Genomic DNA, 25,088 nt, shown 5'->3' with positions numbered 1-25,088 from the left:
GACATGGCAAGAGATTTAAAATTCACTAGAAATATAGGTATTGCTGCACATATTGATGCAGGAAAAACTACTACCACAGAGCGTATACTTTATTATACAGGTGTTTCACACAAAATTGGAGAAGTACATGATGGTGCTGCAACAATGGATTGGATGGAGCAAGAGCAAGAAAGAGGTATTACAATTACTTCTGCTGCAACAACTTGTACATGGAAATTTCCTATTGAAAATGGAGAGCCTACACCAGATACTAAAGGATATCACTTTAATATAATTGACACACCAGGTCACGTTGATTTTACGGTTGAAGTAAACCGTTCTTTACGTGTACTTGATGGTTTAGTGTTCTTATTTAGTGCGGTTGATGGTGTTGAACCGCAATCTGAAACTAACTGGAGGCTAGCAGATAACTACAAAGTACCAAGAATTGGTTTCGTTAATAAAATGGATCGTCAAGGATCTGACTTTTTAGGTGTTTGTCAACAAGTAAAAGATATGTTAAAATCTAACGCGGTGCCAATCGTTTTAAATATTGGTGACGAGGATGATTTTAAGGGTATCATAGATTTAGTAAAAAACCGTGCTATTGTTTGGCATGATGAAACTCAAGGGGCAACTTTTGATGTTATTGAAATTCCTGAAGAATTAAAAGAAGAGGCTCGTAAATACCGTGCATTGCTTATTGAAGAAGTAGCAGGTTATGATGAGGATCTTTTAGAAAAATTCATGGAAGATGAAGACTCTATTACTGAAGAAGAAGTGCATGCTGCACTTAGAGCTGCTGTAATGGATATGGCAATCATCCCAATGATATGTGGTTCTGCATTTAAAAACAAAGGTGTTCAGTTCTTATTAGATGCTGTATGTCGTTATTTGCCTTCTCCAACTGATAAAGAAGGTATTGTAGGTGTAAATCCAGATACTGAACAAGAAGAATTACGTAAGCCAGATGTAAAGGAGCCATTTGCTGCTTTGGCTTTTAAAATTGCTACCGATCCTTTTGTTGGTCGTTTGGCTTTCTTTAGAGCATATTCTGGTCGTTTAGATGCCGGTTCTTATGTATTAAATAACCGTTCAGGTAAAAAAGAACGTATTTCTCGTATCTATCAAATGCATGCTAACAAGCAAAATGCAATTGATTTTATAGAAGCTGGAGATATTGGAGCTGCTGTTGGATTTAAATCTATTAAAACAGGAGATACACTTTCGTCAGAAAAACATCCTATTGTTTTAGAATCAATGGACTTCCCTGATCCAGTAATTGGTATTGCGGTTGAGCCTAAAACTAAAGCAGATGTTGATAAATTAGGAATGGGCTTAGCTAAATTAGCTGAAGAAGATCCTACATTTACAGTGCGTTCAGATGAGGCTTCAGGACAGACTATTATTTCTGGAATGGGTGAACTTCACTTAGATGTAATTGTTGATCGTTTAAAACGTGAATTCAAAGTTGAGGTTAACCAAGGTCAGCCACAAGTTGAGTATAAAGAAGCTATTACAGCTTCGGCGGATCACAGAGAAGTTTATAAAAAACAATCTGGTGGTCGTGGTAAATTCGCAGATATCGTATTTACTATTGAACCTGCAGATGAAGGTCAAGTTGGACTTCAGTTTGAATCTGTAATTAAAGGTGGTAATGTTCCTAAAGAATTTATTCCTTCAATTGAAAAAGGATTTAAAATGGCAATGGTAAATGGACCATTAGCAGGTTTTGAAGTGGATGCAATGAAAATTACTTTAAAGGATGGTTCTTACCACGATGTTGATTCTGATCAATTGTCTTTCGAATTAGCCGCTAAATTAGGTTTTAAAAACGTTGCAAAAGCTGCTAAGGCAGTTATTATGGAGCCTATTATGAAACTTGAAGTTATCACTCCAGAAGAAAACATGGGTGATATTGTAGGTGATTTAAATAGAAGAAGAGGTCAAGTGAGTGACATGGGAGATAGAGCAGGTGCAAAAACTGTAAAAGCTACTGTGCCATTATCAGAAATGTTTGGATATGTAACAACATTAAGAACACTATCTTCTGGTCGTGCAACATCAACAATGGAATTTTCACACTATGCTCAAACACCTTCAAATATATCTGAAGAAGTAATTAAAGCAGCTAAAGGAGTTGAATCGTAAATCTTAAGAAAATGAGTCAAAAAATCAGAATAAAATTAAAATCTTACGATCACAACTTAGTAGATAAGTCTGCTGAAAAGATTGTAAAAACAGTAAAAAGTACTGGTGCTGTTGTAACTGGACCAATTCCGTTACCAACACATAAGAAAATTTTCACTGTATTACGTTCTCCACACGTAAACAAGAAATCAAGAGAACAATTTCAATTAAGCTCTTATAAGAGATTATTGGATATTTACTCGTCGTCATCAAAAACAATTGATGCGTTAATGAAACTTGAATTACCTAGTGGTGTTGAAGTAGAAATCAAAGTTTAGTTATAAACTTACATGTCCTAAGCTGCGAGCGAAGGAAAAACGGTAAAAATACAATTCAAGGCTGAAACGTATTTTCAGCCTTGAATTTTAATAACAAATAGTAATAAATTAAATAAATAATTATGTCTGGGTTAATTGGAAAAAAAATCGGTATGACCAGCATCTTTGATGAAAACGGGAAAAATATTCCTTGTACTGTAATCGAAGCTGGACCATGCGTAGTTACCCAAGTCAGAACTGAAGATGTTGACGGCTATTCAGCTGTTCAATTAGGTTTCGATGACGCGACAGAAAAAAGCGCTACTAAAGCAGACTTAGGTCATGCTAAAAAAGCGGGTACTTCTGTAAAACGCAAAGTTGTTGAATTCAAAGGTTTTGATGCGGAGTACAAATTAGGAGATGCAATCACTGTTGAACATTTCACTGAAGGTGAATTTGTTGATGTAGCAGGAACATCTAAAGGTAAAGGATTTCAAGGTGTTGTAAAACGTCATGGTTTCGGTGGTGTAGGTCAAGCTACTCACGGTCAGCATAACCGTTTAAGAGCGCCAGGATCTATTGGAGCTGCATCTTACCCTGCTCGTGTTTTTAAAGGCATGAAAATGGCAGGAAGAATGGGTGGAGACACAGTTAAAGTTCAAAATTTAAGAGTTTTAAAAGTAGTTGCTGAAAAGAATCTACTTGTGGTTAAAGGATGTGTTCCTGGTCACAAAAACGCTTATGTAATTATTAGAAAATAATGAAAGTAGCAGTTTTAGATATAAACGGAAAAGACACAGGTAGAAAGGCAGACCTTTCTAAAGATGTGTTTGCTATTGAGCCTAATAATCACGCAGTATACTTGGATGTTAAACAATATTTAGCAAACCAACGTCAGGGAACTCACAAATCGAAAGAAAGAGCTGAGATTGCTGGTAGTACACGTAAGATTAAAAAGCAAAAAGGAACTGGTACAGCAAGAGCAGGTAGTATTAAGTCTGGTGTATTTAAAGGTGGTGGTCGTATGTTCGGTCCAAGACCAAGAAATTACAGCTTCAAACTTAATAAAAACTTAAAGCGTTTAGCACGTAAATCTGCCTTAAGTATCAAAGCAGGAGAGAAGTCAATTACAGTTTTAGAAGATTTTAATTTTGACACTGTAAAGACTAAGAATTTTACAGCAGTTTTAAAGGCTTTAGAGCTTGAAAACAAAAAAACTCTCTTTGTGTTGGGTGGGTCAAATAATAACGTATATTTGTCATCGCGCAATTTAAAAAGCTCAGAAGTTATAACTTCATCAGAATTAAGCACTTACAAGATTTTAAATGCAAATCAAGTAGTGCTTTTAGAAGGAGCTTTAGAAGGAATTGAAACAAACTTAAGTAAATAAGAAACAGATGAGTATCTTAATTAAACCTATAATCACAGAAAAAGCGACTGCAGATAGCGAGTTGAGAAACTGCTATACTTTCGCGGTGAATACAAAGGCGAACAAGGTAGAAATCAAGAAAGCGGTGGAAGCCACTTACGGAGTTTCTGTTGAAAAAGTTCGTACTATAAATGTCCGTCCAGATCGCAATACTAAGTTTACTAAAACGGGTATTCAACATGGTAAAACAAATGCTGTTAAAAAGGCAATTGTACAACTGGCGGAAGGTGAAATGATTGATTTATACAGTAACATGTAATTAAAGACAAATGTCAGTAAGAAAATTAAAACCAATCACACCAGGACAGCGATTTAGAGTAGTAAACGGTTACGATGCCATTACTACTGATAAGCCGGAAAAGAGTTTACTCGTTCCGAACAAAAGGTCTGGTGGTAGAAACAATCGAGGAAAAATGACCATGCGCTATATTGGTGGAGGTCATAAGAAAAAGTATCGTATTATCGATTTTAAAAGAGACAAAGCAGGTATTCCTGGTGAAGTAGCTTCTATTCAATACGATCCAAACAGAACTGCTTTTATTGCGTTATTGAATTATCAAGATGGCGAGAAAAGATACATTATTGCTCAAAATGGACTTCAGGTTGGACAAAATGTAGTGTCTGGTAAAGAAGGTGTTGCTCCAGAAATTGGAAACGCGATGCCATTAAGTCAAATTCCATTAGGAACTATTATCTCTTGTATAGAATTACGTCCAGGTCAAGGAGCTATTATGGCTCGTAGTGCTGGTGCTTTTGCTCAATTAATGGCAAGAGAAGGTAAATTTGCTACAGTTAAACTGCCTTCAGGTGAAACAAGATTAATTCTTGCTAACTGTATGGCTACTATAGGTGTTGTATCTAATTCGGATCATCAATTATTAGTTGGAGGTAAAGCAGGTAGAACAAGATGGTTAGGAAGAAGACCACGTACTAGACCAGTAGTTATGAATCCAGTTGATCACCCAATGGGTGGTGGTGAAGGTAAATCTTCAGGTGGACATCCTCGTTCTAGAAACGGTATTCCAGCTAAAGGTTATAGAACCCGTTCTAAGACTAAAGCAAGTAATAAATATATTGTAGAACGTAGAAAGAAATAAGACATGGCAAGATCATTAAAAAAAGGACCTTACGTTCATTATAAATTAGAGAAAAAAGTGGCTGTAAATGTTGAGAATAACAAAAAAACAGTAATCAAAACGTGGTCTAGAGCCTCTATGATTACTCCAGATTTTGTTGGACAAACAATAGCAGTACACAATGGCCGTCAATTTGTTCCAGTATATGTTACTGAAAACATGGTGGGGCATAAATTAGGAGAATTTTCACCAACACGTTCATTCCGTGGACATGCAGGTGCTAAAAATAAAGGTAAAAAGTAGTAAGCTATGGGAAGTCGTAAAAAACAAATGGCAGACGCTATTAAGGAAGCTAAAAAACATGTTGCTTTTGCTAAACTTAATAACTGTCCTACATCACCGAGAAAAATGCGCTTAGTAGCCGATTTAGTAAGAGGCGAAAAGGTAGAAAATGCACTAAATATACTAAAATTCAACCAGAAGGAAGCATCAGGTCGTTTAGAGAAATTGTTATTGTCTGCAATTGCAAACTGGCAATCTAAAAACGAAGAAGCTAACATTGAAGAGGCTGAATTGGTAGTAAAGGAGATTAAAGTTGATAGCGGATCTATGTTAAAAAGATTGCGTCCAGCTCCTCAAGGTCGTGCACACAGAATTAGAAAACGTTCAAACCACGTTACAATCGTAGTTGGAGCTAATAATAACACACAAGCTTAATAACAGTATGGGACAAAAGACAAATCCAGTCGGGAATCGCTTAGGAATTATCAGAGGATGGGAATCTAACTGGTACGGAGGAAACGATTATGGTGATAAACTTGCCGAAGACGATAAGATTAGAAAATACGTTCACGCGCGTTTATCTAAAGCTAGTGTAAGTAGAGTAATTATTGAGAGAACTTTAAAACTTGTAACCGTTACTATCACTACTGCTAGACCTGGTATTATTATCGGAAAAGGTGGTCAAGAGGTAGACAAGTTAAAAGAAGAGCTTAAGAAAATTACTGGAAAAGAAGTTCAGATTAACATCTTTGAGATTAAAAGACCTGAACTTGATGCATTTTTAGTAGGATCAAGCATCGCTCGTCAAATTGAAAATAGAATTTCATACAGACGTGCAATTAAGATGGCTATTGCTGCTACAATGCGTATGAATGCTGAAGGAATTAAAATCCAGATTAGTGGACGTTTAAATGGTGCTGAAATGGCACGTTCTGAACACTACAAAGAAGGACGTATTCCTTTATCAACTTTTAGAGCCGATATTGACTATGCTTTAGTTGAGGCGCACACTACTTATGGTAGATTGGGTGTTAAAGTATGGATCATGAAAGGTGAAGTATATGGTAAAAGAGAACTTTCTCCGCTTGTTGGTTTATCTAAGAAGCAAGGAAAAGGTGGAGCCGGAAGAGGTGGCAATAAAGGACCTCGTCGTAGAAAGTAATTTTTTATAAAGTAAAGAAAAATGTTACAGCCTAAAAGAACAAAATTTCGTAAACAACAAAAAGGACGTATGAAAGGTCTCTCTGGAAGAGGACATCAACTTTCAAACGGTACTTTTGGAATAAAAGCAATGGACGCTACGTTTATTACTGCACGTCAAATTGAAGCAGCACGTATTGCCGCTACACGTTACATGAAAAGAGAAGGTCAACTTTGGATTAAAATATTTCCAGATAAGCCTATTACAAAAAAGCCTCTTGAAGTACGTATGGGTAAAGGTAAGGGTGCCGTTGAATTATGGGTTGCCGTGTGTAGACCTGGTCGTGTTTTATTTGAAGTAGGAGGAGTGCCATTAGACGTTGCAAAAGAAGCATTGCGTTTAGCAGCACAAAAACTACCAGTAAAAACTAAGTTTATAATCGCTAGAGATTACGAAGCATAATTTATTTGATATTATGAAACAATCAGAAATTAAAGAATTATCTGTAGCTGAGTTACAAGATAAGCTTGGTGAAACAAAAAAGAGTTATTCAGACCTAAAATTGGCTCATGCAATATCTCCTTTAGAAAATCCAATTCAATTACGTTCTATAAGAAGAACTGTAGCTAGAATTGCGACTGAATTAACTAAAAGAGAATTACAATAATTCTGCTGAAAGATGGAAACAAGAAATTTAAGAAAAGAACGTGTAGGAGTTGTTACAAGTAACAAAATGCAAAAATCAATAGTTGTTGCAGAAGTTAAAAAAGTAAAACACCCTATGTATGGAAAGTTCGTGTTGAAAACAAAGAAATATGTTGCGCACGACGAAACAAACGATTGTAATATTGGAGATACTGTAAAGATTATGGAAACAAGACCTTTAAGTAAATCTAAATGTTGGAGATTAGTAGAAATCCTAGAAAGAGCTAAATAATTATGTTACAGCAAGAATCAAGAATAAAAGTAGCAGACAATACTGGAGCTAAAGAAGTTTTAGTTATCCGTGTGTTGGGAGGTACTAAAAGAAGATACGCTTCTGTAGGAGACAAAATAGTTGTTTCTGTAAAAGATGCTACTCCTAATGGAAACATTAAGAAAAAAGCAGTTTCTACAGCAGTTGTTGTACGTACCAAGAAAGAGGTAAGAAGACCAGATGGATCTTATATAAGATTTGATGATAATGCTTGTGTTTTATTAAACCCAACGGGAGAAATGAGAGGAACACGTGTATTTGGTCCTGTTGCGAGAGAGCTTCGTGATAAACAATTCATGAAGATTGTATCATTAGCGCCAGAGGTGCTTTAATACATTATAAGTAAGATGACAAAGCTTAAAATAAAAACTGGAGATACTGTAAAAGTAATTGCTGGAGATCATAAAGGATCTGAAGGTAAAGTACAAAAAGTATTAATAGAAAAGAACAAAGCGATTGTTGAGGGTGTAAACATGGTGAAGAAACATACTAAGCCAAGTGCACAAAATCCTCAAGGAGGAATCGTAGAGAAAGAAGCTGCTATTCATATTTCTAACTTATCATTGTTAACCTCAAAAGGTGAAACAACAAGAGTTGGATATAAAATAGAAGGCGATAAAAAAGTAAGATTTTCAACAAAATCTAATGAAGTAATATAGTTATGGCATATTCACCAAGACTTAAAGAAGAGTATAAAAGCAAAGTAATTGCAGCTCTTACAGACGAATTTGGGTATAAGAATGTAATGCAGGTTCCTAAACTTACTAAGATAGTAATATCTAAAGGTGTTGGTGCAGCCGTTGCAGACAAAAAGTTAATCGACTACGCGTTAGAAGAGGTAACTACTATATCTGGGCAAAAAGCAATATCTACATTATCTAAAAAGGATGTTGCATCATTTAAATTACGTAAAGGAATGCCAATTGGTGTTAAAGTAACCTTACGTGGTGAAAAAATGTATGAGTTTTTAGATCGTTTAGTAACTTCTGCACTTCCACGTGTTAGAGACTTTAACGGTATTAAGGCAACAGGATTTGATGGTAGAGGTAATTACAATTTAGGAGTTACTGAACAAATTATATTCCCAGAAATTAACATTGATAAAGTGAATAAAATTTCTGGTATGGATATCACATTTGTAACTACTGCAGATACTGATAAAGAAGCAAAATCATTATTAACCGAATTAGGATTACCTTTTCAAAAGAACTAAGATATGGCTAAAGAATCAATGAAAGCCCGTGAGGTAAAAAGAGCTAAAACAGTGGCTAAGTATGCTGAGAAACGTAAAGCTTTAAAAGAAGCTGGAGATTATGAAGCATTACAAAAGTTGCCTAAAAATGCATCTCCTATTCGTCAGCATAATAGATGTAAATTAACAGGAAGACCAAAAGGATATATGAGAACTTTTGGGATTTCTCGTGTAACTTTTAGAGAAATGGCCAATCAAGGCCTTATCCCTGGAGTAAGAAAAGCTAGTTGGTAATATTATTTAAATAATCGGGTTTAAGGTTCGAAATAGTTCGAAAACCAAGACCACAAAATCAATTCATTATGTACTCAGATCCAATTGCGGATTATTTGACAAGAATTAGAAATGCAGTGCGTGCTAACCACAGAGTAGTGGAGATACCTGCATCTAATTTGAAGAAAGATATCACTAAAATATTATTCGAGCAAGGATATATTTTAAGTTATAAATTTGATGATTCTTCTGTACAAGGAACTATTAAAATAGCTCTTAAGTACAATAAGGAAACAAAAGAACCAGTAATTAAAAAGCTTCAACGAATTAGTACACCAGGTTTACGTCAGTATGCAGGTGCTAATGAGTTGCCTAGAATCCTTAACGGACTTGGTATTGCTATCGTTTCTACGTCTCATGGCGTTATGACGGGTAAACAGGCCAAAAGAGATAATGTAGGTGGTGAAGTATTATGTTACGTACACTAATTTAAAGCCAGAAAGAAATGTCAAGAATAGGAAATAATCCAGTAGCCATTCCAGAAGGTGTAACAGTAGACGTTAAAGATAGCGTTGTAACTGTAAAAGGAAAATTAGGAGAGTTAACACAAAATTTCGATGCAGTTGAAATTAAAGTAGAAGATGGAAATGTTCTAGTTACACGTTCTTCAGATACTAAAGAGCAAAAAGCCAAACATGGTTTATATAGATCTTTAATGAATAATATGGTTGAAGGTGTATCTAAAGGATGGACTAAAGAATTAGAATTGGTAGGTGTAGGTTATAGAGCATCAAATCAAGGACAAAAATTAGATTTAGCCTTAGGGTTTTCTCATAATATTATATTAAATATAGCTCCAGAAGTAAAAGTGGAAACTATATCAGAAAAGGGAAAAAACCCAATAGTTAAACTAACATCATTCGATAAACAACTTGTTGGTCAAGTAGCTGCGAAAATCCGCGGATTTAGAAAACCTGAGCCTTACAAAGGAAAAGGAGTCAAGTTTGTTGGTGAAGAAATAAGAAGAAAAGCAGGTAAATCAGCTTAATAATTAAGTTATGGCATTGACAAAGAACGAAAGAAGACTAAGAATAAAAAACAGAATCCGTAAGGTTGTTTCTGGAACAGAAGCAAGACCAAGGTTAGCTGTTTATAGAAGTAATAAAGAAATTTATGCTCAAATAGTAGATGATGTTACTGGTAACACTATCAGTGCAGCATCTTCAAGAGATAAAGACATTAATTCTGCGAAAGTAACTAAATCAGAAGTAGCTAAATTAGTAGGTAAAGCACTTGCTGAAAAAGCTTTAAAAGCTGGTGTTGAAACTATAGCTTTTGATAGAGGTGGATATTTATACCACGGAAGAGTTAAATCATTAGCAGAAGGTGCTAGAGAAGCAGGACTTAAATTCTAAGAAATTATGTTTAAAAAATATAAAAGTGCAGAATTAGTAAAACCAGGTGGATTAGATCTTAAGGATCGTTTAGTTGGGGTACAAAGAGTTACAAAAGTAACTAAAGGTGGTAGAGCATTTGGTTTTTCAGCAATTGTAGTGGTTGGTGATGAAGCAGGTGTTGTAGGACAAGGTTTAGGGAAATCTAAAGACGTTGCTAGTGCAATCGCAAAAGCCGTTGAAGATGCAAAGAAAAACCTAGTTAGAATTCCTATTATAAAAGGAACCTTACCACATGAGCAAAAAGGTAAGTACGGTGGAGCTAGAGTAAATATTATCCCTGCTGCCCCTGGTACAGGTGTAATTGCTGGTGGTGCTGTAAGAACGGTACTTGAAGCAGTTGGTGTGCATGATGTATTATCAAAATCTCAAGGGTCTTCAAATCCTCATAATGTAGTAAAGGCAACATTTGATGCTTTGTTACAATTAAGAGATGCGAACGCAATCGCGAGAGATAGAGGTATTTCACTTGAACAAGTTTTTAACGCTTAATATAGACAGAGATGGCAAAGATTAAAGTAAAAAAAGTTAAAAGCGCAATCAATCGTACGCAAAGACAAAAAAGAACTTTAGAAGCTCTTGGTCTAAAAAAGATTGGTCAAGTTAAAGAGCATGAGGCCACACCAAATATTCTTGGTATGGTTGCTAAAGTTTCACATTTAGTTTCTGTTGAAGAAGCTTAAAAATATAAACTGAAAAATGGATTTAAGTAATTTAAAACCTGCAGAAGGTTCAGTAAAAAACCAAGGTAAAAGAATAGGTAGAGGACAAGGTTCTGGAAAAGGTGGTACGGCAACTCGTGGTCACAAAGGAGCTAAATCACGTTCTGGTTATTCTAAGAAACTAGGATTTGAAGGTGGTCAAATGCCACTTCAAAGACGTGTTCCTAAGTTTGGTTTTACTAACATTAACCGTGTAGAGTATCAAGGTGTCAATTTAGATACGTTACAACAATTGGTTGATGATAAGAAAATTAAGGGTACAGTAGATTTTGAAACATTATTCATAAACCGTTTAGCTGGAAAGAATGATTTAGTTAAAATTATGGGGCGTGGAGAATTAAAAGCAAAATTAAAAGTATCTGCTCATAAGTTTACTGCTTCAGCAAAAGCTGCAATTGAAGCTGCTGGAGGAGAAGCGATAACTTTATAAGACGTATTATAAGTATGAAATTTATAGAATCGTTAAAAAATGTTTGGAAAATTGAGGAACTAAGAAACAGAATCATAGTTACATTGGGTCTGTTGTTAGTTTATCGTTTTGGTGCTCAAGTGGTTTTACCAGGTATAGATGCAGCTCAATTAGGCGGATTGCAACAAGGAACGGATTCAGGTATATTGAGTATACTTAATATGTTTACCGGTGGAGCATTTGCAAATGCATCTGTATTTGCTTTGGGTATCATGCCATACATTTCAGCTTCTATTGTTGTACAATTAATGGGAATAGCTATTCCGTATTTACAAAAACTACAAAAAGAAGGAGCTAGTGGGCAAAAGAAAATAAATCAAATTACACGTTGGTTAACAATTGCTATTTGTTTATTACAAGCTCCTGGTTATTTGGCAAGTTTAACTCCAATGTTTGGAATTCCTGAAAGTGCCTTTTTATTAGGACAAGGTCCATTATTTTATTTTTCATCAATTACTATTTTAGTAACGGGATGTATATTTGCTATGTGGTTAGGAGAAAAAATTACTGATAAAGGTATTGGTAATGGGATATCTTTATTAATTATGGTTGGTATTATTGCTACGTTACCTCAAGCATTTTTACAAAATGCAGCTACCAGATTAGAAGGTGGAGGAAACGGAGGATTAATGATGGTATTAATTGAATTTGTTATCTGGTTTGTTATCATTTTAGCATCTATCATGTTAGTCATGGGGGTTAGAAAAATAGCAGTGCAATATGCAAGAAGAACAGCTTCCGGTGGTTATGAAAAAAGTGCTATGGCGGGTTCAAGACAGTACATTCCATTAAAGCTTAATGCTTCTGGGGTTATGCCAATTATTTTTGCACAGGCTCTTATGTTTGTCCCTAGTTTAATTGGGCAGTCTGCTTTATTAAAGGAAACGGCTACTGGAACATGGATGGCAACAAACTATTCTGATATGTTTGGATTTTGGTACAATGTAACATTTGCTTTATTAATAATAGTATTTACATACTTTTATACAGCAATTACAGTGCCTACCAATAAAATGGCAGACGATTTAAAACGTAGTGGTGGTTTTATTCCTGGTATTCGTCCAGGTTCTGAAACATCTGAATATTTAGATAGAATAATGTCACAAATCACCTTGCCAGGTTCTATATTTTTAGCTCTTATTGCTGTGTTCCCAGCGTTTATTGTTAAACTAATGGGTGTACAACAAGGATGGGCTTTATTTTTTGGAGGAACCTCATTATTAATTATGGTTGGAGTTGCAATTGACACTATGCAACAAATAAATTCTTATTTGTTAAATAGACACTATGATGGTTTGATGAAAACTGGTAAAAATAGAAAAGCATCCGCTTAATTATTATACTATGGCAAAACAAGCAGCAATAGAACAAGACGGAACAATTATAGAAGCATTATCAAATGCTATGTTTCGTGTTGAATTAGAAAATGGTCACATTGTGACTGCACATATTTCAGGTAAAATGCGTATGCATTATATTAAATTATTACCAGGAGATAAAGTAAAATTAGAAATGAGTCCTTATGATTTAACAAAGGCTCGAATAACTTATAGATACTAATACGATGAAAGTAAGAGCATCAGTAAAGAAAAGAAGCGCAGATTGTAAGATTGTGCGTAGAAAAGGTAGACTTTACGTAATTAACAAAAAGAATCCTAGATTCAAACAAAGACAAGGATAAGCTATGGCAAGAATTGCAGGTGTAGACATACCAAAAAACAAAAGAGGAGTTATCTCTTTAACTTATATCTATGGAATAGGTAGAAGTAGAGCAAAAGAAATTTTAGCAGTAGCTAAAGTTGATGAAAGTACAAAAGTTCAAGATTGGACCGATGACCAGATTTCTGGTATTCGTGATGCCGTTGGAACTTTTACTATCGAAGGTGAATTACGTTCTGAAACACAATTAAACATTAAGAGATTAATGGACATTGGATGTTACAGAGGTATTCGCCATAGATCTGGTCTTCCATTAAGAGGGCAACGTACTAAGAATAACTCTAGAACTAGAAAAGGTAGAAGAAAAACTGTTGCTAATAAGAAAAAGGCAACTAAATAATTAAAAGTCATTAGTATTTAGTAGTTGGATGGAATCTGTTTGAAATGTAAAAGTCTAGGATTCTACACTAACAACTAACAACTAGAAACTAAAATAATATGGCAAAGACAAGTACAAAAAAACGTAAAGTTATTGTAGATGCTGTTGGAGAAGCTCACGTTACTGCTTCTTTTAATAACATCATAATTTCACTTACCAACAAAAAAGGAGACGTAATTTCATGGTCTTCAGCTGGTAAAATGGGATTTAGAGGTTCTAAGAAAAACACACCTTATGCAGCTCAATTAGCTGCCGAAGATGCTGCAGGAGTGGCATCAGAAGCGGGGCTAAAGAAAGTAAAGGTTTATGTTAAGGGACCAGGAAATGGTAGAGAATCTGCTATCCGTTCAATTCATAATGCTGGAATTGAAGTAACAGAAATTGTTGATGTTACTCCATTACCACATAATGGATGTCGTCCTCCAAAAAGAAGAAGAGTTTAATCACGTTTTAATTAACCTGAATTAAACAAAGCAAAGTAAAAAATTAATATCATCTGAAACTCAGATGGTATTAATTTTTTGCATAAATTTGCAGACTGAAAAAAAATAATTAACAAGTATTAACGAGAGATCAACGATTATCGAAGGATAAGATTAAGACCTTAATTCATAATCACTCTCAAAACAAATTTTAAAATGGCAAGATATACTGGTCCTAAAACTAAAATAGCTCGTAAATTTGGCGAAGCTATCTTCGGAGATGATAAATCATTCGAAAAAAGAAATTACCCTCCAGGGCAACACGGAAACGCACGTCGTCGTGGAAAAAAATCTGAATACGCAATTCAATTACAAGAGAAGCAAAAAGCTAAGTATACTTACGGTATCTTAGAGCGTCAATTTAGAGGATTGTTTAAAAAAGCTAGAGCTGCACAAGGTATTACTGGTGAAGTTCTTTTACAACTTTGTGAATCTAGATTAGATAATGTTGTATTTAGAATGGGTGTTGCTCCAACTAGAAGTGGTGCAAGACAATTAGTATCTCACAGACACATTACTGTAAATGGGGAATTAGTAAATATTCCTTCGTACTCTTTGAAAGCTGGAGATGTTGTTGCTGTAAGAGAAAAATCAAAATCACTTGAAGCTATTGAAAGATCACTTTCAAATTCTAGTAACGTTTATGAGTGGATTACTTGGAATGATGATACGAAACAAGGAACTTATGTTTCTGTTCCTGCTAGAATTCAAATACCGGAAAACATAAACGAACAGTTTATCGTAGAATTATACTCTAAATAATAAATTAATCATATTGGTATTTAGCCAAAGGATTTATTAGTCTTCTTCAAACTTATAAATCGCGCAACTAAATAACAATTAAAACGAAGAAATATATGGCAGTATTTAATTTTCAAAAACCAGACAAAGTAATCATGATTGATTCTACTGATTTCGAAGGCAAATTCGAATTCAGACCACTAGAGCCTGGTTACGGACTAACAGTAGGTAATGCGCTAAGAAGAGTTTTATTATCTTCATTAGAAGGATTTGCAATTACTTCTGTTAGAATTGAAGGAGTAGATCACGAATTCTCAGCAATTGCTGGTGTAGTTGAAGATGTAACAGAAATCATCTTAAACTTAAAGCAAGTTCGTTTTAAAAGACAAATTGAAGATATAGATAATGAATCAATTTCTATTTCAATTTCTGGACAAGACAGAATTACAGCTGGAGATTTTCAAAAGTTTATTTCAGGATTCCAAGTGTTAAATACAGAATTAGTTATTTGTAACTTAGATCCTAAAGTTAATTTTAACATGGAAATCACAATTGAAAAGGGTAGAGGGTATGTTCCTGCTGAAGAAAATAAAAAAGCTTCAGCTCCAATAGGAACTATATTTACGGATTCAATTTATACTCCAATCAAAAATGTTAAGTATAGTATAGAAAACTATCGTGTAGAGCAAAAAACTGATTATGAGAAATTAGTTTTTGAAATCATCACTGATGGTTCCATAACACCACAAGATGCCTTAACTGAAGGTGCTAAAACATTAATTCACCACTTCATGTTATTCTCAGATGAGCGTATCACTTTGGAAGCTGATGAAATTGCACAAACTGAAACTTATGATGAAGAATCACTTCACATGCGTCAGTTGCTTAAAACGAAGTTAATCGATATGGATTTATCTGTACGTGCACTTAATTGTTTAAAAGCTGCAGAAGTTGATACTTTAGGAGACTTAGTATCATTCAATAAAAATGACTTAATGAAATTTAGAAACTTCGGTAAGAAGTCTTTAACAGAGCTTGAAGAGCTTGTAAATGTTAAAGGATTAAATTTTGGAATGGATTTAAGCAAATATAAATTAGATAAAGATTAATTAATCATATTTTGCTCCTCGAATCACGAGTTTGGTAGCAAGATGATAAAACAAATGTCATGAGACACGGAAAAAAAGTAAACCACTTAGGTAGACAAACTGCACACCGAAAAGCAATGTTAGCAAATATGGCTTGTTCTTTAATTGAGCACAAGCGTATTAATACAACTGTTGCAAAAGCAAAAGCTTTAAAACAATTTGTAGAACCAATGATTACCAAATCAAAGGTAGATACAACTCACAACAGGCGTATTGTAATGGCTAATCTTAGACAAAAAGATGCTGTAGCTGAGTTGTTTAGAGATGTTGCGGCTAAAATAGCAGATAGACCAGGAGGTTATACTAGAATTATAAAACTAGGAAATCGTTTAGGTGATAATGCTGATATGGCAATGATAGAACTTGTTGATTATAACGAAATCTATAATGCTGGTAAGAAAGAGAAGAAAACAACTAGAAGAAGTAAAAGAGGTGGTTCAAAACCAGCTACTCCTCCAGTTGCAACTCAAGCATCAAACGAAGAAGAATAAATGTTAATAAGCATTTAATATAAAAAGGATAAACTATTTTAGTTTATCCTTTTTTTTATGCAATTTTGCAAAACTTTTTAAACGAAACATGAAATATCAAAAAAGACAAAAGGCCATCATTCTTCTAGCAGATGGTACTATTTTTTACGGTAAAGCAGTTGGTAATAAGCAAGGAACCTCATTTGGAGAAGTGTGTTTTAATACAGGTATGACTGGCTACCAAGAAATTTTTACAGACCCTTCGTATTACGGACAACTTATGGTAGCTACCAATGCACATATTGGTAACTATGGAGTTAATGATAATGAAGTTGAATCTGATTCTATTAAGATAGCAGGTTTGATTGTAAAAAACTTCAGCTATGAGTACTCTAGAGAAGATGCTGATGGGTCACTAGAAGATTTTCTTGATAAGAATAACTTATTAGCAATATCAGATGTTGATACAAGGGCTTTAGTGAGCTACATCAGAGATCATGGAGCAATGAATGCTGTTATTTCAACAGAGGTTGATAATATAGAAGGCTTAAAAAAACAATTAGCAAAAGTGCCTAATATGGAAGGTTTAGAGTTGGCTTCAAAAGTATCAACTAAAGAGCCTTACTATTTTGGTGATGAAAATGCGACTTATAAAGTTGCAGCTTTAGATATCGGAATTAAAAAGAATATTTTAAGAAATATAGCAAGTAGAGATGCTTACATAAAAGTGTTTCCATACAACTCTAAGTTTGAAGACTTAGAAGCTTTTAAACCAGATGGATACTTTTTATCTAATGGACCTGGAGATCCAGAACCTTTAGTAGAAGCGCAACAAGTTGCAAAAGAAATTATAAAAAGAGATTTACCATTATTTGGAATTTGTTTAGGGCATCAAGTAATTGCTCAAGCTAATGGTGTTTCAACGTATAAGATGCATAATGGACACAGAGGGATAAATCACCCAGTAAAAAACTTGCTTACAGGTAAAGGTGAAATTACATCTCAAAATCATGGCTTTGCTGTAAATAGAGAAGAAGCAGAAGCAAATCCAGATTTAGTAATTACACATGTACATTTAAATGATGATACAGTTGCTGGTTTAGCCATGAAAAGTAAGAATGTATTTTCTGTACAATACCATCCTGAAGCGAGTCCAGGACCAAATGATTCAATTTATCTTTTCGATCAATTCATTGAAAATTTAAAGAGGTAATATTTTATAAGCCTTAAAAATAGCTTGCTCTTTTAAGGCTTATTTTTACTAAAACGTTATAGATGTGTTTTCGTAAAATTCTGCAAAAACATCTAAAAGAAAACAAGATTAAGCCGTAAATTTGAAATAATAAAAAAGATTTAAAATAAACCATTATGAGTGTAATAATCAATGTTCACGCAAGACAAATTCTTGATTCAAGAGGAAACCCTACAGTTGAAGTAGATGTAGTAACTGAAAATAATATATTAGGTAGAGCTGCTGTACCATCAGGAGCATCAACAGGGGAGCATGAAGCTGTTGAATTACGTGATGGTGGAAACAGTTATATGGGTAAAGGTGTTTTAAAAGCAGTAGAAAATGTAAATACTATAATTGCAGAAGAGTTATTAGGTATTTCTGTTTTTGAACAAAACCTTATTGATAAGATAATGATTGATTTAGATGGTACACCAAATAAATCAAAATTAGGAGCTAATGCTATTTTAGGTGTGTCTTTAGCCGTTGCTAAAGCTGCTGCTAATGAGTTGAATATGCCGTTATATAGATACGTTGGTGGAGTTTCAGCTAACACACTGCCTGTACCAATGATGAATATCATAAATGGAGGTTCTCATAGTGATGCACCAATTGCATTTCAAGAGTTTATGATTATGCCAGTTAAAGCTAAAAATTTCACACACGCTATGCAAATGGGTACTGAGATTTTCCATAATCTTAAAAAAGTATTGCATGATAGAGATTTAAGTACAGCAGTAGGAGATGAGGGTGGTTTTGCTCCAAACTTAGCCGGAGGTACAGAAGATGCATTAGATACTATTGCAAAAGCTGTTGGAAATGCTGGATATAAATTTGGTGATGAAATTAAAATCGCTTTAGATTGTGCTTCAGCTGAATTCTTTGAAAATGGAAAATACGATTATAAGAAATTTGAAGGAGATTCAGGTGTTGTAAGAACTAGTAAAGAACAAGCTGAATATTTGGCTGAGTTAGTAGCTAAATATCCAATTATCTCTATTGAAGATGGTATGGATGAAAATGACTGGGAAGGTTGGGCTTATTTAACCGAATTGGTTGGAGATAAAGTACAGTTAGTTGGAGATGATTTATTTGTTACTAATGTTGAACGTTTATCTAGAGGTATTGAAAATGGCATTGCTAATTCAATCTTAATTAAAGTAAATCAAATTGGTTCTTTAACAGAAACTATTGCAGCTGTAAATATGGCAAAAAATGCGGGTTATACTTCTGTAATGTCTCACCGTTCTGGAGAAACTGAAGATAATACTATTGCAGATTTAGCAGTAGCATTAAACTGTGGTCAAATAAAAACAGGTTCTGCATCAAGAAGTGATCGTATGGCAAAGTACAATCAATTATTGCGCATTGAAGAAGAATTGGGAGAGGTTGCATATTTTCCACAAGAAAATGCATTCAAAATAAAATAACTATTAGTTTATTACTTTTTAAAAAAGCGATTATTTTTTAATAATCGCTTTTTTATTTGGTGTTAATTTTATCAATATGTTAATTGATTAAATCATTTAGGATAATCTTTAAAAATAAGGTGTAGATTTCGTAATTTAGCATTCCGCATAAGAAACATAAAATCACATTAAAAAGTATGGCAAAAACAGCAACTATAGAAATTAACGGTCAGAAAAATGAATTTCCTTTATTTGAAGGAACAGAAAATGAAGTTGCAATAGATATTTCAAAACTGCGAAGTTCTACTGGGGGTGTTATTACTTTAGATCCCGGATATAAAAATACAGGGTCATGTGAAAGCGCTATTACGTTTTTAGATGGTGAAAAAGGTATTTTAAGATACCGTGGTTATTCAATTGAAGATTTAGCAGATAAAGTTGATTTTTTAGAAGTCGCATACTTGTTAATCTTTGGTGAGTTACCAACTAAAGAGCAGAATGATAAGTTTCATGATGATATTAAAGCGGAATCAACAGTAGACGAAGATATTAAGAAGATTTTAGATGCTTTTCCTAAAGCAGCACACCCAATGGGAGTTATTTCTTCTTTAACAAGTGCGCTTACAGCATTTAACCCTTCTTCAGTAAATGTTGAATCTGAAGAGGATATGTATAAATCTGTTGTTAGAATATTAGGTAAAATGCCTGTATTAGTAGCATGGACCATGCGTAAAAAACAAGGGCAACCTCTAGATTACGGCGATAATTCACTTGGATACGTTGAAAACCTTTTAAAGATGATGTTTTCAAGACCAAATAGCTGTTATGTTCAAAACCCAGTTTTAGTTGATGCTTTAGATAAGCTATTAATCTTGCATGCAGATCATGAGCAAAATTGTTCAACATCTACAGTAAGAATTGTCGGTTCATCACATGCTGGTTTATTTGCATCTCTTTCAGCAGGAATTTCTGCTTTATGGGGGCCACTTCATGGAGGTGCTAATCAAGCTGTTTTAGAAATGTTGCAAGCTATTCAAGAAGATGGTGGAGATACTAAAAAGTACATGGCTAAAGCAAAAGATAAAAGCGACCCTTTTAGATTAATGGGCTTCGGACACCGTGTGTACAAGAATTTTGATCCACGTGCTAAAATTATAAAGAAAGCTGCAGATCAAGTGTTACATGATTTAGGCGTAGAAGATCCTATTTTAGAAATAGCAAAAGGTTTAGAAAAGGAAGCCTTAGAAGATCAATATTTTGTAGATAGAAAACTTTATCCTAATGTAGACTTCTATTCTGGTATTATCTACAGAGCTATGGGAATTCCAACTGAAATGTTTACAGTAATGTTTGCTATTGGTCGTTTACCAGGTTGGATTGCCCAATGGAGAGAAATGCGTTTACGTAAAGAGCCAATTGGAAGGCCAAGACAAGTTTATATTGGAGAACCTGAACGTAAATATGTACCTATCACGAAAAGATAAATACATCTATTTTTTTTTGAATAATATTTAAGTTTCACGATTTTTTCGTGAAACTTTTCTTTTTTAGGACAATTTTTATGAGAATAATGTAATTTATTGTTGATAATTATTAGTTTTGATATTATAATATGAATATTGAATGCTAAAATTAAATGTAAAAAATGAAACTTCAAGGCTTAGGTCTGTAGTTTTAGGTACAGCACAAAGTAATGGGCCTATTCCAAAAGTTGAAAATTGCTATGATCCAAAGAGTATTGAGCATATTTTAGCAGGTACTTACCCTACTGAAGGTGATATGGTTAAAGAGCTTGATGCCGTTGCAAAAATTTTTGATAAATATGATGTTAAGGTTTACAGACCTGAAGTTATTAATGACTGTAATCAAATATTTGCAAGAGACATAGCCTTTGTAATTGATGATATTTTAATTGAAGCTAATATTCTACCTCATAGAGAAGAAGAAGTTGAGGCTATAGATTATATATGGAATCAAGTTGCAAAAGATAAGCGTATTATTTTACCAGAAGCCTGCCATGTTGAAGGAGGTGATGTTATGCCATGGAATGACTATATTTTTATTGGTACCTATTCTGGAGGAGATTATTCTGAATTAATCACAGCAAGAACTAATATAGACGCTGTTATTGCTATTCAAGAGTTATTTCCAAATAAGATTGTAAAATCTTTTGAACTTCGTAAATCGAACACTAATGCAAAAGAGAATGCGTTGCATTTAGATTGCTGTTTTAATCCATTGGGAAAGGGGAAAGCTATTATTCATAAAAATGGATTTTTAGTTGAAAGAGAATATGAATGGTTAGTTAATTTCTTCGGAAAAGAAAACGTTTTTGAGATTACTAAAGATGAAATGTACCAAATGTGTAGTAATGTATTTTCTATTTCGGAAGATATTATTATTTCAGAACAAAACTTTACTAGACTTAATGATTGGTTAAGAACTCAAGATTTTATTGTTGAAGAAGTGCCTTATGCTGAAATTGGCAAGCAAGAAGGCTTATTAAGGTGTACAACAATGCCATTAATTCGAGATTAATTTAAGATGCAACAAACAACAAATACTATTTTAATGATTCGTCCGGTGAATTTCAGGATGAACGAGCAAACAGCTGTTAATAATTACTATCAAGAAAGTATTGATGGTGTTTTACCTGAAACTATAAATGTCAAAGCGCAGCGAGAGTTTGATGATTATGTTAATAAACTTAAGAGTATTGGCGTGAATGTAGTTATTGTTAACGATACAAAAGAAACGGATACACCAGATTCTATTTTTCCTAATAATTGGGTGTCTTTTCATGAAAATGGAGATGTGGGTTTATACCCCATGTTTGCTAAAAATAGACGTTTAGAGCGTCGTGAAGATATTCTAGAAACTTTAGAAGAAAAAGGATTTATAATTAATAATATTGTTGATTATACAAGTGCAGAGGAAGAACAAGTTTTTTTAGAAGGTACTGGTAGCATTGTATTAGATCGTATAAATAGAAAAGCGTATTGTGCTTTGTCACCTCGTGCTGATGAAGATTTGTTTATTGAGTTTTGTGAAGATTTTGAATATACGCCAGTGATATTTACTTCAAATCAAACTGTAAACGGAGAAAGAAAGGCGATTTATCATACTAACGTTATGATGTGTATTGGCGAGACTTTTGTTGTAATTTGTTTGAGTAGTATTGATGATAAAAAAGAACGGAAACAGGTCGTTAAACATCTTAAAGAAGATGGTAGGGCTATTATTGATATTACTGAGACACAGGTTAATAGTTTTGCTGGTAATATGCTTCAAGTTAAAGGTAAAAATGATGAACGTTACATAATTATGAGCCAAGCGGCGTATGATATTCTTACTGACTCTCAAATAAATTCTTTGGAAAAGCATACAAAAATAGTATCAAGTTCTTTAGATACTATTGAAACTTGTGGTGGAGGTAGTGCGCGTTGTATGATGGCTGAGGTGTTTTTGCCTAAACAGTAATTTTATTGATTGGCGGCGTTAGTTATTACAGCGAAACATTTATATTAATTAATTAATTAATTAATAATATAAGAAAGTATGAATAAAAGCCACAGTTATTTTTTATTGAGATATTGATATTGAGTAACCTATAAACCCTTCAAATACAATCTAGAAAAGCCTAAGCCCGACTCTTGTGGTAGCTCCGAACCAAGCCATAATTTTTTTTTATACTTTTAAGATGATGGTCTAGACTTAGGCAATTGTACATAAAATGTACTTCCTTGGCCTTTAGTACTTTCTACCCAAATTTTTCCATTATTTAATTCTACCAGCTCTTTACAGATAGAAAGTCCTAAACCAGTACCTTTTTCATTATCTGTTCCCATAGTAGTGAAAGAACTATTATTAAATAACTTACCAATATTTTCTTTTGAAATGCCTATTCCAGTATCTGCGATACTAACAATACAAGTTCCATTACTTATATGGTTTGAAACGGTAATTGTGTCACCGTTTTTACAAAATTTAAGAGCATTAGCAAGTAGATTTTGTACAACAATTTCGAACATACTTCTGTCAGCATATGCAAAATCACGTAGGGAATGATCAATTAATTCGATGCCTTTGCTTTCCATGCGCTGATCAATAAGCTTCAATTTAGTTTCAAAAACCTCTTGGATATCAAATAAACTAGGTTTTGGTTCTAGCGATTGCATTTGAGATTTAGACCAGTTAAGTAAATTGAAAAGTAATAATGATGCATTATTAGCATTTTCGCTTAACTCTGGAATTAAATTATCGAATTCTTCTCTAGATAAAGAACCATCTTTTAGTAAATCTATAAAACCATTAATAGATGAGAGCGAATCTTTTAAATCATGAGAAACAATTGAAAACAATTTATCCTTTACGTTGTTTACGTTTTCTAGATGTTTAGTTTGCTCAGAAAACGATTCATTTTGTAATTCAATTTTAACGTTTTTTTCTTCAAGCTCTTGTGTGTATTTGATATTACTATTTCGTTTAAAATAAACTAAAATTAATAATGCAGATACAACAATAAGTGCAGCAAGTAAGCCGTAAAGAATTAATTTATATTTATTTAATCTCTTATTGGTTTCAAGTGTTTTTTTAGAATCTGTTTGAGTAGTTACTATGTTTTTTTCTTGAGGTTCTTTAAAATTTGAGTTTAAATCTAAGTCATCGGGTATTTTGGTTAGATGGCTTATTTTAGACTCACTTTTATTAAGGCTATTATTTTTTAACTGATAATACTTACGTTGCCATTCAAATGCTTTGTCAAAACGTCCATTAGTTGAATCCAAAGCCTTCATTAACTTATAATGCTTTAAAAGTTCTGTTTTATTGTTAAGGTTTTTGGCTATTTTTCCAGCTTCTAAAAGTTGTTTTTCAGCAATTTTTAAACGGCCTTGTTGTAAATTTAAATCGCCTAAATTATTTAAAGCTAATAATAATCCTGCATTGTTTTTTGTTCTGGTATTGATATTATAACCAAGTATTAAATATTTTGTTGCTTTATCGTAGTCTTTAAACATTAAATACTCACCGCCTAGTTTTGGAAGTACTTTTCCTCTAACAGAATCATTTTTTGATTCACTACTCTCTAAAACTTTTTCATAATATTCAATAGCTTTTCTGTGTTCTTTTTTGTTAGAATAAAGTTCGGCTAATTTACTATGAGATTCGTTACTACCTTTGGTATCATTTAGACTTAATTGAATATTTAGTGCTTTTTCATAAAACTGAATGGCTTTTTCAAACAATTGAATATTATAATATGCTTTTGCTAAATTACTATAGGCTAGATTTAACTCTTTGTAAAGATGTCTACTTTCAAGTTCTTTTATGGCGGCCAAAGAATATTGCAAACCTTTGTTGTAGTTACCTCTGTTTATTTCAATTAAACCAATGCTGTTATTAACTTTTGCAACACTTAGTGTGTCTTTTAATGTGCTAAATAATTTTTTAGATTCATTGTACCCACTTATAGCATTTATATAGTCGTTCTTTTGTGCATAAATCAAAGCTTTGTAGTACGTAATTTCTGCAATTCCTTTTTTGTAGTTAAGATTGTTTGAAAGTTTTTCGCTTTTTAGGATGTACTCTAACGCCCTTTCGTAATCATTAATTTCATAAAGTGCTTTAATCAGTTTTAACGAGGTCTCAATTTTTAATGAGTCCTTATCTTGAAAAGCTAATTCCAAAGCAAGATTATCTATATCATTAGTTTGCGAGAAACTAATAGACATAAATAACATAACAAGTAAAGTAATTATTCTCCTCATTTTAACATTTAAATCACATCTAAGTTATAAAGCAAGTAAACTGGGGTCTTAAATTTGAGGGAAATAAGATTGCTTTATTCCAGTTGTAATTATTTGTTAGCGTTAAATTTTACCCAATAGAATTGGGATTAATAGCATTACCACGCAAAAGTTGAAAAAAGCTTATTTAAAATCTAATTTCTGCGTTTTAATACCAATAAATTAGTTGAAAGGACATCAAAAAAATAGGGCTAAAATCGATGAATAGATGAACGGTAAAAATCATAGAAAAAGAACCCTTTTATCGACAAAATGCATCTTT

General features: G+C 33.4%; 36 protein-coding genes. 35 read left to right on the top strand and 1 reads right to left on the bottom strand.

The annotated features are described in order from the left end of the window. The first annotated feature begins 3 nt into the window (after nt 1–3). The 35 genes from fusA to ctlX all read left to right on the top strand — a co-directional run bounded on the left by fusA (nt 4) and on the right by ctlX (nt 22,499). Complete coding sequence (gene fusA, locus Q0870_RS10485) at nt 4–2,130, top strand: elongation factor G (RefSeq protein WP_298555393.1); 2,127 nt, start codon at nt 4–6, stop codon at nt 2,128–2,130. Nucleotides 2,131–2,141: 11 nt separating this feature from the next. Further along, the gene (gene rpsJ / locus Q0870_RS10480) at nt 2,142–2,447 is read left to right on the top strand and encodes a 30S ribosomal protein S10 (RefSeq protein ID WP_010181931.1); all 306 of its coding nucleotides are present in this window, start codon (nt 2,142–2,144) and stop codon (nt 2,445–2,447) included. A 122-nt stretch (nt 2,448–2,569) separates the two neighbouring features. Further along, nucleotides 2,570–3,187 (top strand): 50S ribosomal protein L3, encoded by a 618-nt coding sequence (rplC, locus tag Q0870_RS10475; RefSeq protein ID WP_298555392.1) that lies wholly within the window; start codon nt 2,570–2,572, stop codon nt 3,185–3,187. Beyond that, a complete protein-coding gene (rplD, locus tag Q0870_RS10470; RefSeq protein WP_298555391.1) occupies nt 3,187–3,816 on the top strand; it encodes a 50S ribosomal protein L4 in 630 nt (209 codons plus the stop codon). The genes rplC and rplD overlap by 1 nt, the downstream gene beginning before the upstream one ends. A gap of 7 nt (nt 3,817–3,823) precedes the next feature. Beyond that, the gene (gene rplW / locus Q0870_RS10465) at nt 3,824–4,114 is read left to right on the top strand and encodes a 50S ribosomal protein L23 (protein ID WP_298555390.1); all 291 of its coding nucleotides are present in this window, start codon (nt 3,824–3,826) and stop codon (nt 4,112–4,114) included. Nucleotides 4,115–4,124: 10 nt separating this feature from the next. Then, a complete protein-coding gene (gene rplB / locus Q0870_RS10460; protein WP_298555389.1) occupies nt 4,125–4,952 on the top strand; it encodes a 50S ribosomal protein L2 in 828 nt (275 codons plus the stop codon). A gap of 3 nt (nt 4,953–4,955) precedes the next feature. Further along, the gene (gene rpsS, locus Q0870_RS10455; protein WP_034043300.1) at nt 4,956–5,234 is read left to right on the top strand and encodes a 30S ribosomal protein S19; all 279 of its coding nucleotides are present in this window, start codon (nt 4,956–4,958) and stop codon (nt 5,232–5,234) included. Nucleotides 5,235–5,240: 6 nt separating this feature from the next. After that, nucleotides 5,241–5,648: a 50S ribosomal protein L22 gene (gene rplV / locus Q0870_RS10450; RefSeq protein WP_298555387.1), complete on the top strand. Its 408-nt coding sequence runs from the start codon at nt 5,241–5,243 to the stop codon at nt 5,646–5,648. A gap of 7 nt (nt 5,649–5,655) precedes the next feature. Next, nucleotides 5,656–6,375: a 30S ribosomal protein S3 gene (rpsC, locus tag Q0870_RS10445; protein WP_298555385.1), complete on the top strand. Its 720-nt coding sequence runs from the start codon at nt 5,656–5,658 to the stop codon at nt 6,373–6,375. A 21-nt stretch (nt 6,376–6,396) separates the two neighbouring features. Then, nucleotides 6,397–6,816, top strand: coding sequence for a 50S ribosomal protein L16 (rplP, locus tag Q0870_RS10440; RefSeq protein WP_298555383.1), 420 nt, complete (start codon nt 6,397–6,399; stop codon nt 6,814–6,816). Between the two features lie 13 nt (nt 6,817–6,829). Further along, nucleotides 6,830–7,021 (top strand): 50S ribosomal protein L29, encoded by a 192-nt coding sequence (gene rpmC, locus Q0870_RS10435; RefSeq protein ID WP_298555381.1) that lies wholly within the window; start codon nt 6,830–6,832, stop codon nt 7,019–7,021. 12 nt (nt 7,022–7,033) lie between these two features. Beyond that, nucleotides 7,034–7,291, top strand: a complete 258-nt coding sequence (gene rpsQ, locus Q0870_RS10430) for a 30S ribosomal protein S17 (RefSeq protein WP_298555379.1) — start codon at nt 7,034–7,036, stop codon at nt 7,289–7,291. A gap of 2 nt (nt 7,292–7,293) precedes the next feature. Then, a complete protein-coding gene (gene rplN, locus Q0870_RS10425) occupies nt 7,294–7,662 on the top strand; it encodes a 50S ribosomal protein L14 (RefSeq protein WP_069831953.1) in 369 nt (122 codons plus the stop codon). A gap of 15 nt (nt 7,663–7,677) precedes the next feature. Next, nucleotides 7,678–7,989 (top strand): 50S ribosomal protein L24, encoded by a 312-nt coding sequence (rplX, locus tag Q0870_RS10420; protein ID WP_298555377.1) that lies wholly within the window; start codon nt 7,678–7,680, stop codon nt 7,987–7,989. A 2-nt stretch (nt 7,990–7,991) separates the two neighbouring features. Next, nucleotides 7,992–8,543: a 50S ribosomal protein L5 gene (gene rplE, locus Q0870_RS10415; RefSeq protein WP_298555375.1), complete on the top strand. Its 552-nt coding sequence runs from the start codon at nt 7,992–7,994 to the stop codon at nt 8,541–8,543. Between the two features lie 3 nt (nt 8,544–8,546). Further along, entirely contained in the window at nt 8,547–8,816 is a 270-nt protein-coding gene (gene rpsN / locus Q0870_RS10410; protein WP_040278732.1) for a 30S ribosomal protein S14, read from the top strand. A gap of 68 nt (nt 8,817–8,884) precedes the next feature. Continuing rightward, the gene (rpsH, locus tag Q0870_RS10405) at nt 8,885–9,283 is read left to right on the top strand and encodes a 30S ribosomal protein S8 (protein WP_298555373.1); all 399 of its coding nucleotides are present in this window, start codon (nt 8,885–8,887) and stop codon (nt 9,281–9,283) included. A 17-nt stretch (nt 9,284–9,300) separates the two neighbouring features. Further along, nucleotides 9,301–9,843, top strand: coding sequence for a 50S ribosomal protein L6 (rplF, locus tag Q0870_RS10400; protein ID WP_298555371.1), 543 nt, complete (start codon nt 9,301–9,303; stop codon nt 9,841–9,843). A gap of 10 nt (nt 9,844–9,853) precedes the next feature. Next, nucleotides 9,854–10,210 carry a 50S ribosomal protein L18 gene (rplR, locus tag Q0870_RS10395; protein WP_298555370.1) on the top strand — a complete coding sequence of 119 codons (357 nt, stop codon included), beginning with the start codon at nt 9,854–9,856 and terminating at the stop codon, nt 10,208–10,210. Nucleotides 10,211–10,216: 6 nt separating this feature from the next. Beyond that, nucleotides 10,217–10,741 (top strand): 30S ribosomal protein S5, encoded by a 525-nt coding sequence (gene rpsE / locus Q0870_RS10390; protein ID WP_109351401.1) that lies wholly within the window; start codon nt 10,217–10,219, stop codon nt 10,739–10,741. Nucleotides 10,742–10,752: 11 nt separating this feature from the next. Next, a complete protein-coding gene (rpmD, locus tag Q0870_RS10385; protein WP_019386285.1) occupies nt 10,753–10,932 on the top strand; it encodes a 50S ribosomal protein L30 in 180 nt (59 codons plus the stop codon). A 16-nt stretch (nt 10,933–10,948) separates the two neighbouring features. Beyond that, entirely contained in the window at nt 10,949–11,401 is a 453-nt protein-coding gene (rplO, locus tag Q0870_RS10380) for a 50S ribosomal protein L15 (RefSeq protein ID WP_298555369.1), read from the top strand. 14 nt (nt 11,402–11,415) lie between these two features. Next, the gene (gene secY, locus Q0870_RS10375) at nt 11,416–12,774 is read left to right on the top strand and encodes a preprotein translocase subunit SecY (protein ID WP_298555368.1); all 1,359 of its coding nucleotides are present in this window, start codon (nt 11,416–11,418) and stop codon (nt 12,772–12,774) included. 10 nt (nt 12,775–12,784) lie between these two features. Beyond that, a complete protein-coding gene (gene infA / locus Q0870_RS10370) occupies nt 12,785–13,000 on the top strand; it encodes a translation initiation factor IF-1 (protein ID WP_007094967.1) in 216 nt (71 codons plus the stop codon). Nucleotides 13,001–13,004: 4 nt separating this feature from the next. Next, the gene (gene ykgO / locus Q0870_RS10365) at nt 13,005–13,121 is read left to right on the top strand and encodes a type B 50S ribosomal protein L36 (RefSeq protein ID WP_013305171.1); all 117 of its coding nucleotides are present in this window, start codon (nt 13,005–13,007) and stop codon (nt 13,119–13,121) included. A gap of 3 nt (nt 13,122–13,124) precedes the next feature. Further along, on the top strand, nt 13,125–13,499 hold the full coding sequence (gene rpsM / locus Q0870_RS10360; RefSeq protein ID WP_298555366.1) for a 30S ribosomal protein S13: 375 nt from the start codon (nt 13,125–13,127) through the stop codon (nt 13,497–13,499). Between the two features lie 98 nt (nt 13,500–13,597). Next, nucleotides 13,598–13,981, top strand: a complete 384-nt coding sequence (rpsK, locus tag Q0870_RS10355; protein ID WP_298555364.1) for a 30S ribosomal protein S11 — start codon at nt 13,598–13,600, stop codon at nt 13,979–13,981. Between the two features lie 195 nt (nt 13,982–14,176). Next, complete coding sequence (rpsD, locus tag Q0870_RS10350; RefSeq protein WP_298555362.1) at nt 14,177–14,782, top strand: 30S ribosomal protein S4; 606 nt, start codon at nt 14,177–14,179, stop codon at nt 14,780–14,782. 95 nt (nt 14,783–14,877) lie between these two features. After that, nucleotides 14,878–15,870, top strand: coding sequence for a DNA-directed RNA polymerase subunit alpha (locus Q0870_RS10345; protein WP_298555360.1), 993 nt, complete (start codon nt 14,878–14,880; stop codon nt 15,868–15,870). Nucleotides 15,871–15,929: 59 nt separating this feature from the next. Then, complete coding sequence (gene rplQ / locus Q0870_RS10340; RefSeq protein WP_298555359.1) at nt 15,930–16,400, top strand: 50S ribosomal protein L17; 471 nt, start codon at nt 15,930–15,932, stop codon at nt 16,398–16,400. An 88-nt stretch (nt 16,401–16,488) separates the two neighbouring features. Then, nucleotides 16,489–17,592, top strand: a complete 1,104-nt coding sequence (gene carA, locus Q0870_RS10335) for a glutamine-hydrolyzing carbamoyl-phosphate synthase small subunit (protein ID WP_298555358.1) — start codon at nt 16,489–16,491, stop codon at nt 17,590–17,592. Between the two features lie 155 nt (nt 17,593–17,747). Continuing rightward, complete coding sequence (gene eno / locus Q0870_RS10330) at nt 17,748–19,040, top strand: phosphopyruvate hydratase (protein ID WP_298555357.1); 1,293 nt, start codon at nt 17,748–17,750, stop codon at nt 19,038–19,040. Nucleotides 19,041–19,216: 176 nt separating this feature from the next. Next, nucleotides 19,217–20,503: a citrate synthase gene (locus tag Q0870_RS10325; protein ID WP_298555356.1), complete on the top strand. Its 1,287-nt coding sequence runs from the start codon at nt 19,217–19,219 to the stop codon at nt 20,501–20,503. Nucleotides 20,504–20,642: 139 nt separating this feature from the next. Continuing rightward, nucleotides 20,643–21,557: an arginine deiminase-related protein gene (locus tag Q0870_RS10320; RefSeq protein ID WP_298555355.1), complete on the top strand. Its 915-nt coding sequence runs from the start codon at nt 20,643–20,645 to the stop codon at nt 21,555–21,557. A 6-nt stretch (nt 21,558–21,563) separates the two neighbouring features. Then, a complete protein-coding gene (gene ctlX / locus Q0870_RS10315; RefSeq protein WP_298555354.1) occupies nt 21,564–22,499 on the top strand; it encodes a citrulline utilization hydrolase CtlX in 936 nt (311 codons plus the stop codon). Between the two features lie 215 nt (nt 22,500–22,714). Here ctlX and Q0870_RS10310 read toward each other — a convergent pair whose 3' ends face one another. After that, nucleotides 22,715–24,787, bottom strand: a complete 2,073-nt coding sequence (locus Q0870_RS10310) for a tetratricopeptide repeat-containing sensor histidine kinase (RefSeq protein WP_298555353.1) — start codon at nt 24,785–24,787, stop codon at nt 22,715–22,717. Nucleotides 24,788–25,088: the final 301 nt, after the last annotated feature.

The sequence above is a fragment of the uncultured Algibacter sp. genome, from assembly GCF_947487575.1.
GTDB lineage: Bacteria > Bacteroidota > Bacteroidia > Flavobacteriales > Flavobacteriaceae > Algibacter_B.
Note: the sequence above shows the minus strand (reverse complement) of the source record. Positions and strands in the feature narration are given on the sequence as shown.

Excerpts from the sequence above, each read along its gene's own strand:
- rplV (WP_298555387.1), top strand. The coding sequence starts at position 5,241 with ATGGGAAGTCGTAAAAAACAAATGGCAGACGCTATTAAGGAAGCTAAA.
- rplW (WP_298555390.1), top strand. The coding sequence starts at position 3,824 with ATGAGTATCTTAATTAAACCTATAATCACAGAAAAAGCGACTGCAGAT.
- rplC (WP_298555392.1), top strand. The coding sequence starts at position 2,570 with ATGTCTGGGTTAATTGGAAAAAAAATCGGTATGACCAGCATCTTTGAT.
- rplQ (WP_298555359.1), top strand. The coding sequence starts at position 15,930 with ATGAGACACGGAAAAAAAGTAAACCACTTAGGTAGACAAACTGCACAC.
- rpsN (WP_040278732.1), top strand. The coding sequence starts at position 8,547 with ATGGCTAAAGAATCAATGAAAGCCCGTGAGGTAAAAAGAGCTAAAACA.
- rplF (WP_298555371.1), top strand. The coding sequence starts at position 9,301 with ATGTCAAGAATAGGAAATAATCCAGTAGCCATTCCAGAAGGTGTAACA.
- rpmC (WP_298555381.1), top strand. The coding sequence starts at position 6,830 with ATGAAACAATCAGAAATTAAAGAATTATCTGTAGCTGAGTTACAAGAT.
- ctlX (WP_298555354.1), top strand. The coding sequence starts at position 21,564 with ATGCAACAAACAACAAATACTATTTTAATGATTCGTCCGGTGAATTTC.
- rpsD (WP_298555362.1), top strand. The coding sequence starts at position 14,177 with ATGGCAAGATATACTGGTCCTAAAACTAAAATAGCTCGTAAATTTGGC.
- rpsS (WP_034043300.1), top strand. The coding sequence starts at position 4,956 with ATGGCAAGATCATTAAAAAAAGGACCTTACGTTCATTATAAATTAGAG.
- rplN (WP_069831953.1), top strand. The coding sequence starts at position 7,294 with ATGTTACAGCAAGAATCAAGAATAAAAGTAGCAGACAATACTGGAGCT.
- carA (WP_298555358.1), top strand. The coding sequence starts at position 16,489 with ATGAAATATCAAAAAAGACAAAAGGCCATCATTCTTCTAGCAGATGGT.
- infA (WP_007094967.1), top strand. The coding sequence starts at position 12,785 with ATGGCAAAACAAGCAGCAATAGAACAAGACGGAACAATTATAGAAGCA.
- rplB (WP_298555389.1), top strand. The coding sequence starts at position 4,125 with ATGTCAGTAAGAAAATTAAAACCAATCACACCAGGACAGCGATTTAGA.
- rplO (WP_298555369.1), top strand. The coding sequence starts at position 10,949 with ATGGATTTAAGTAATTTAAAACCTGCAGAAGGTTCAGTAAAAAACCAA.
- rpsE (WP_109351401.1), top strand. The coding sequence starts at position 10,217 with ATGTTTAAAAAATATAAAAGTGCAGAATTAGTAAAACCAGGTGGATTA.
- rpsM (WP_298555366.1), top strand. The coding sequence starts at position 13,125 with ATGGCAAGAATTGCAGGTGTAGACATACCAAAAAACAAAAGAGGAGTT.
- rplP (WP_298555383.1), top strand. The coding sequence starts at position 6,397 with ATGTTACAGCCTAAAAGAACAAAATTTCGTAAACAACAAAAAGGACGT.
- ykgO (WP_013305171.1), top strand. The coding sequence starts at position 13,005 with ATGAAAGTAAGAGCATCAGTAAAGAAAAGAAGCGCAGATTGTAAGATT.
- rpmD (WP_019386285.1), top strand. The coding sequence starts at position 10,753 with ATGGCAAAGATTAAAGTAAAAAAAGTTAAAAGCGCAATCAATCGTACG.
- rpsK (WP_298555364.1), top strand. The coding sequence starts at position 13,598 with ATGGCAAAGACAAGTACAAAAAAACGTAAAGTTATTGTAGATGCTGTT.
- rplR (WP_298555370.1), top strand. The coding sequence starts at position 9,854 with ATGGCATTGACAAAGAACGAAAGAAGACTAAGAATAAAAAACAGAATC.
- rpsQ (WP_298555379.1), top strand. The coding sequence starts at position 7,034 with ATGGAAACAAGAAATTTAAGAAAAGAACGTGTAGGAGTTGTTACAAGT.
- Q0870_RS10320 (WP_298555355.1), top strand. The coding sequence starts at position 20,643 with ATGCTAAAATTAAATGTAAAAAATGAAACTTCAAGGCTTAGGTCTGTA.
- rplD (WP_298555391.1), top strand. The coding sequence starts at position 3,187 with ATGAAAGTAGCAGTTTTAGATATAAACGGAAAAGACACAGGTAGAAAG.
- Q0870_RS10345 (WP_298555360.1), top strand. The coding sequence starts at position 14,878 with ATGGCAGTATTTAATTTTCAAAAACCAGACAAAGTAATCATGATTGAT.
- Q0870_RS10325 (WP_298555356.1), top strand. The coding sequence starts at position 19,217 with ATGGCAAAAACAGCAACTATAGAAATTAACGGTCAGAAAAATGAATTT.
- rpsJ (WP_010181931.1), top strand. The coding sequence starts at position 2,142 with ATGAGTCAAAAAATCAGAATAAAATTAAAATCTTACGATCACAACTTA.
- rplX (WP_298555377.1), top strand. The coding sequence starts at position 7,678 with ATGACAAAGCTTAAAATAAAAACTGGAGATACTGTAAAAGTAATTGCT.
- eno (WP_298555357.1), top strand. The coding sequence starts at position 17,748 with ATGAGTGTAATAATCAATGTTCACGCAAGACAAATTCTTGATTCAAGA.
- secY (WP_298555368.1), top strand. The coding sequence starts at position 11,416 with ATGAAATTTATAGAATCGTTAAAAAATGTTTGGAAAATTGAGGAACTA.
- rplE (WP_298555375.1), top strand. The coding sequence starts at position 7,992 with ATGGCATATTCACCAAGACTTAAAGAAGAGTATAAAAGCAAAGTAATT.
- Q0870_RS10310 (WP_298555353.1), bottom strand. The coding sequence starts at position 24,787 with ATGAGGAGAATAATTACTTTACTTGTTATGTTATTTATGTCTATTAGT.
- rpsH (WP_298555373.1), top strand. The coding sequence starts at position 8,885 with ATGTACTCAGATCCAATTGCGGATTATTTGACAAGAATTAGAAATGCA.
- rpsC (WP_298555385.1), top strand. The coding sequence starts at position 5,656 with ATGGGACAAAAGACAAATCCAGTCGGGAATCGCTTAGGAATTATCAGA.
- fusA (WP_298555393.1), top strand. The coding sequence starts at position 4 with ATGGCAAGAGATTTAAAATTCACTAGAAATATAGGTATTGCTGCACAT.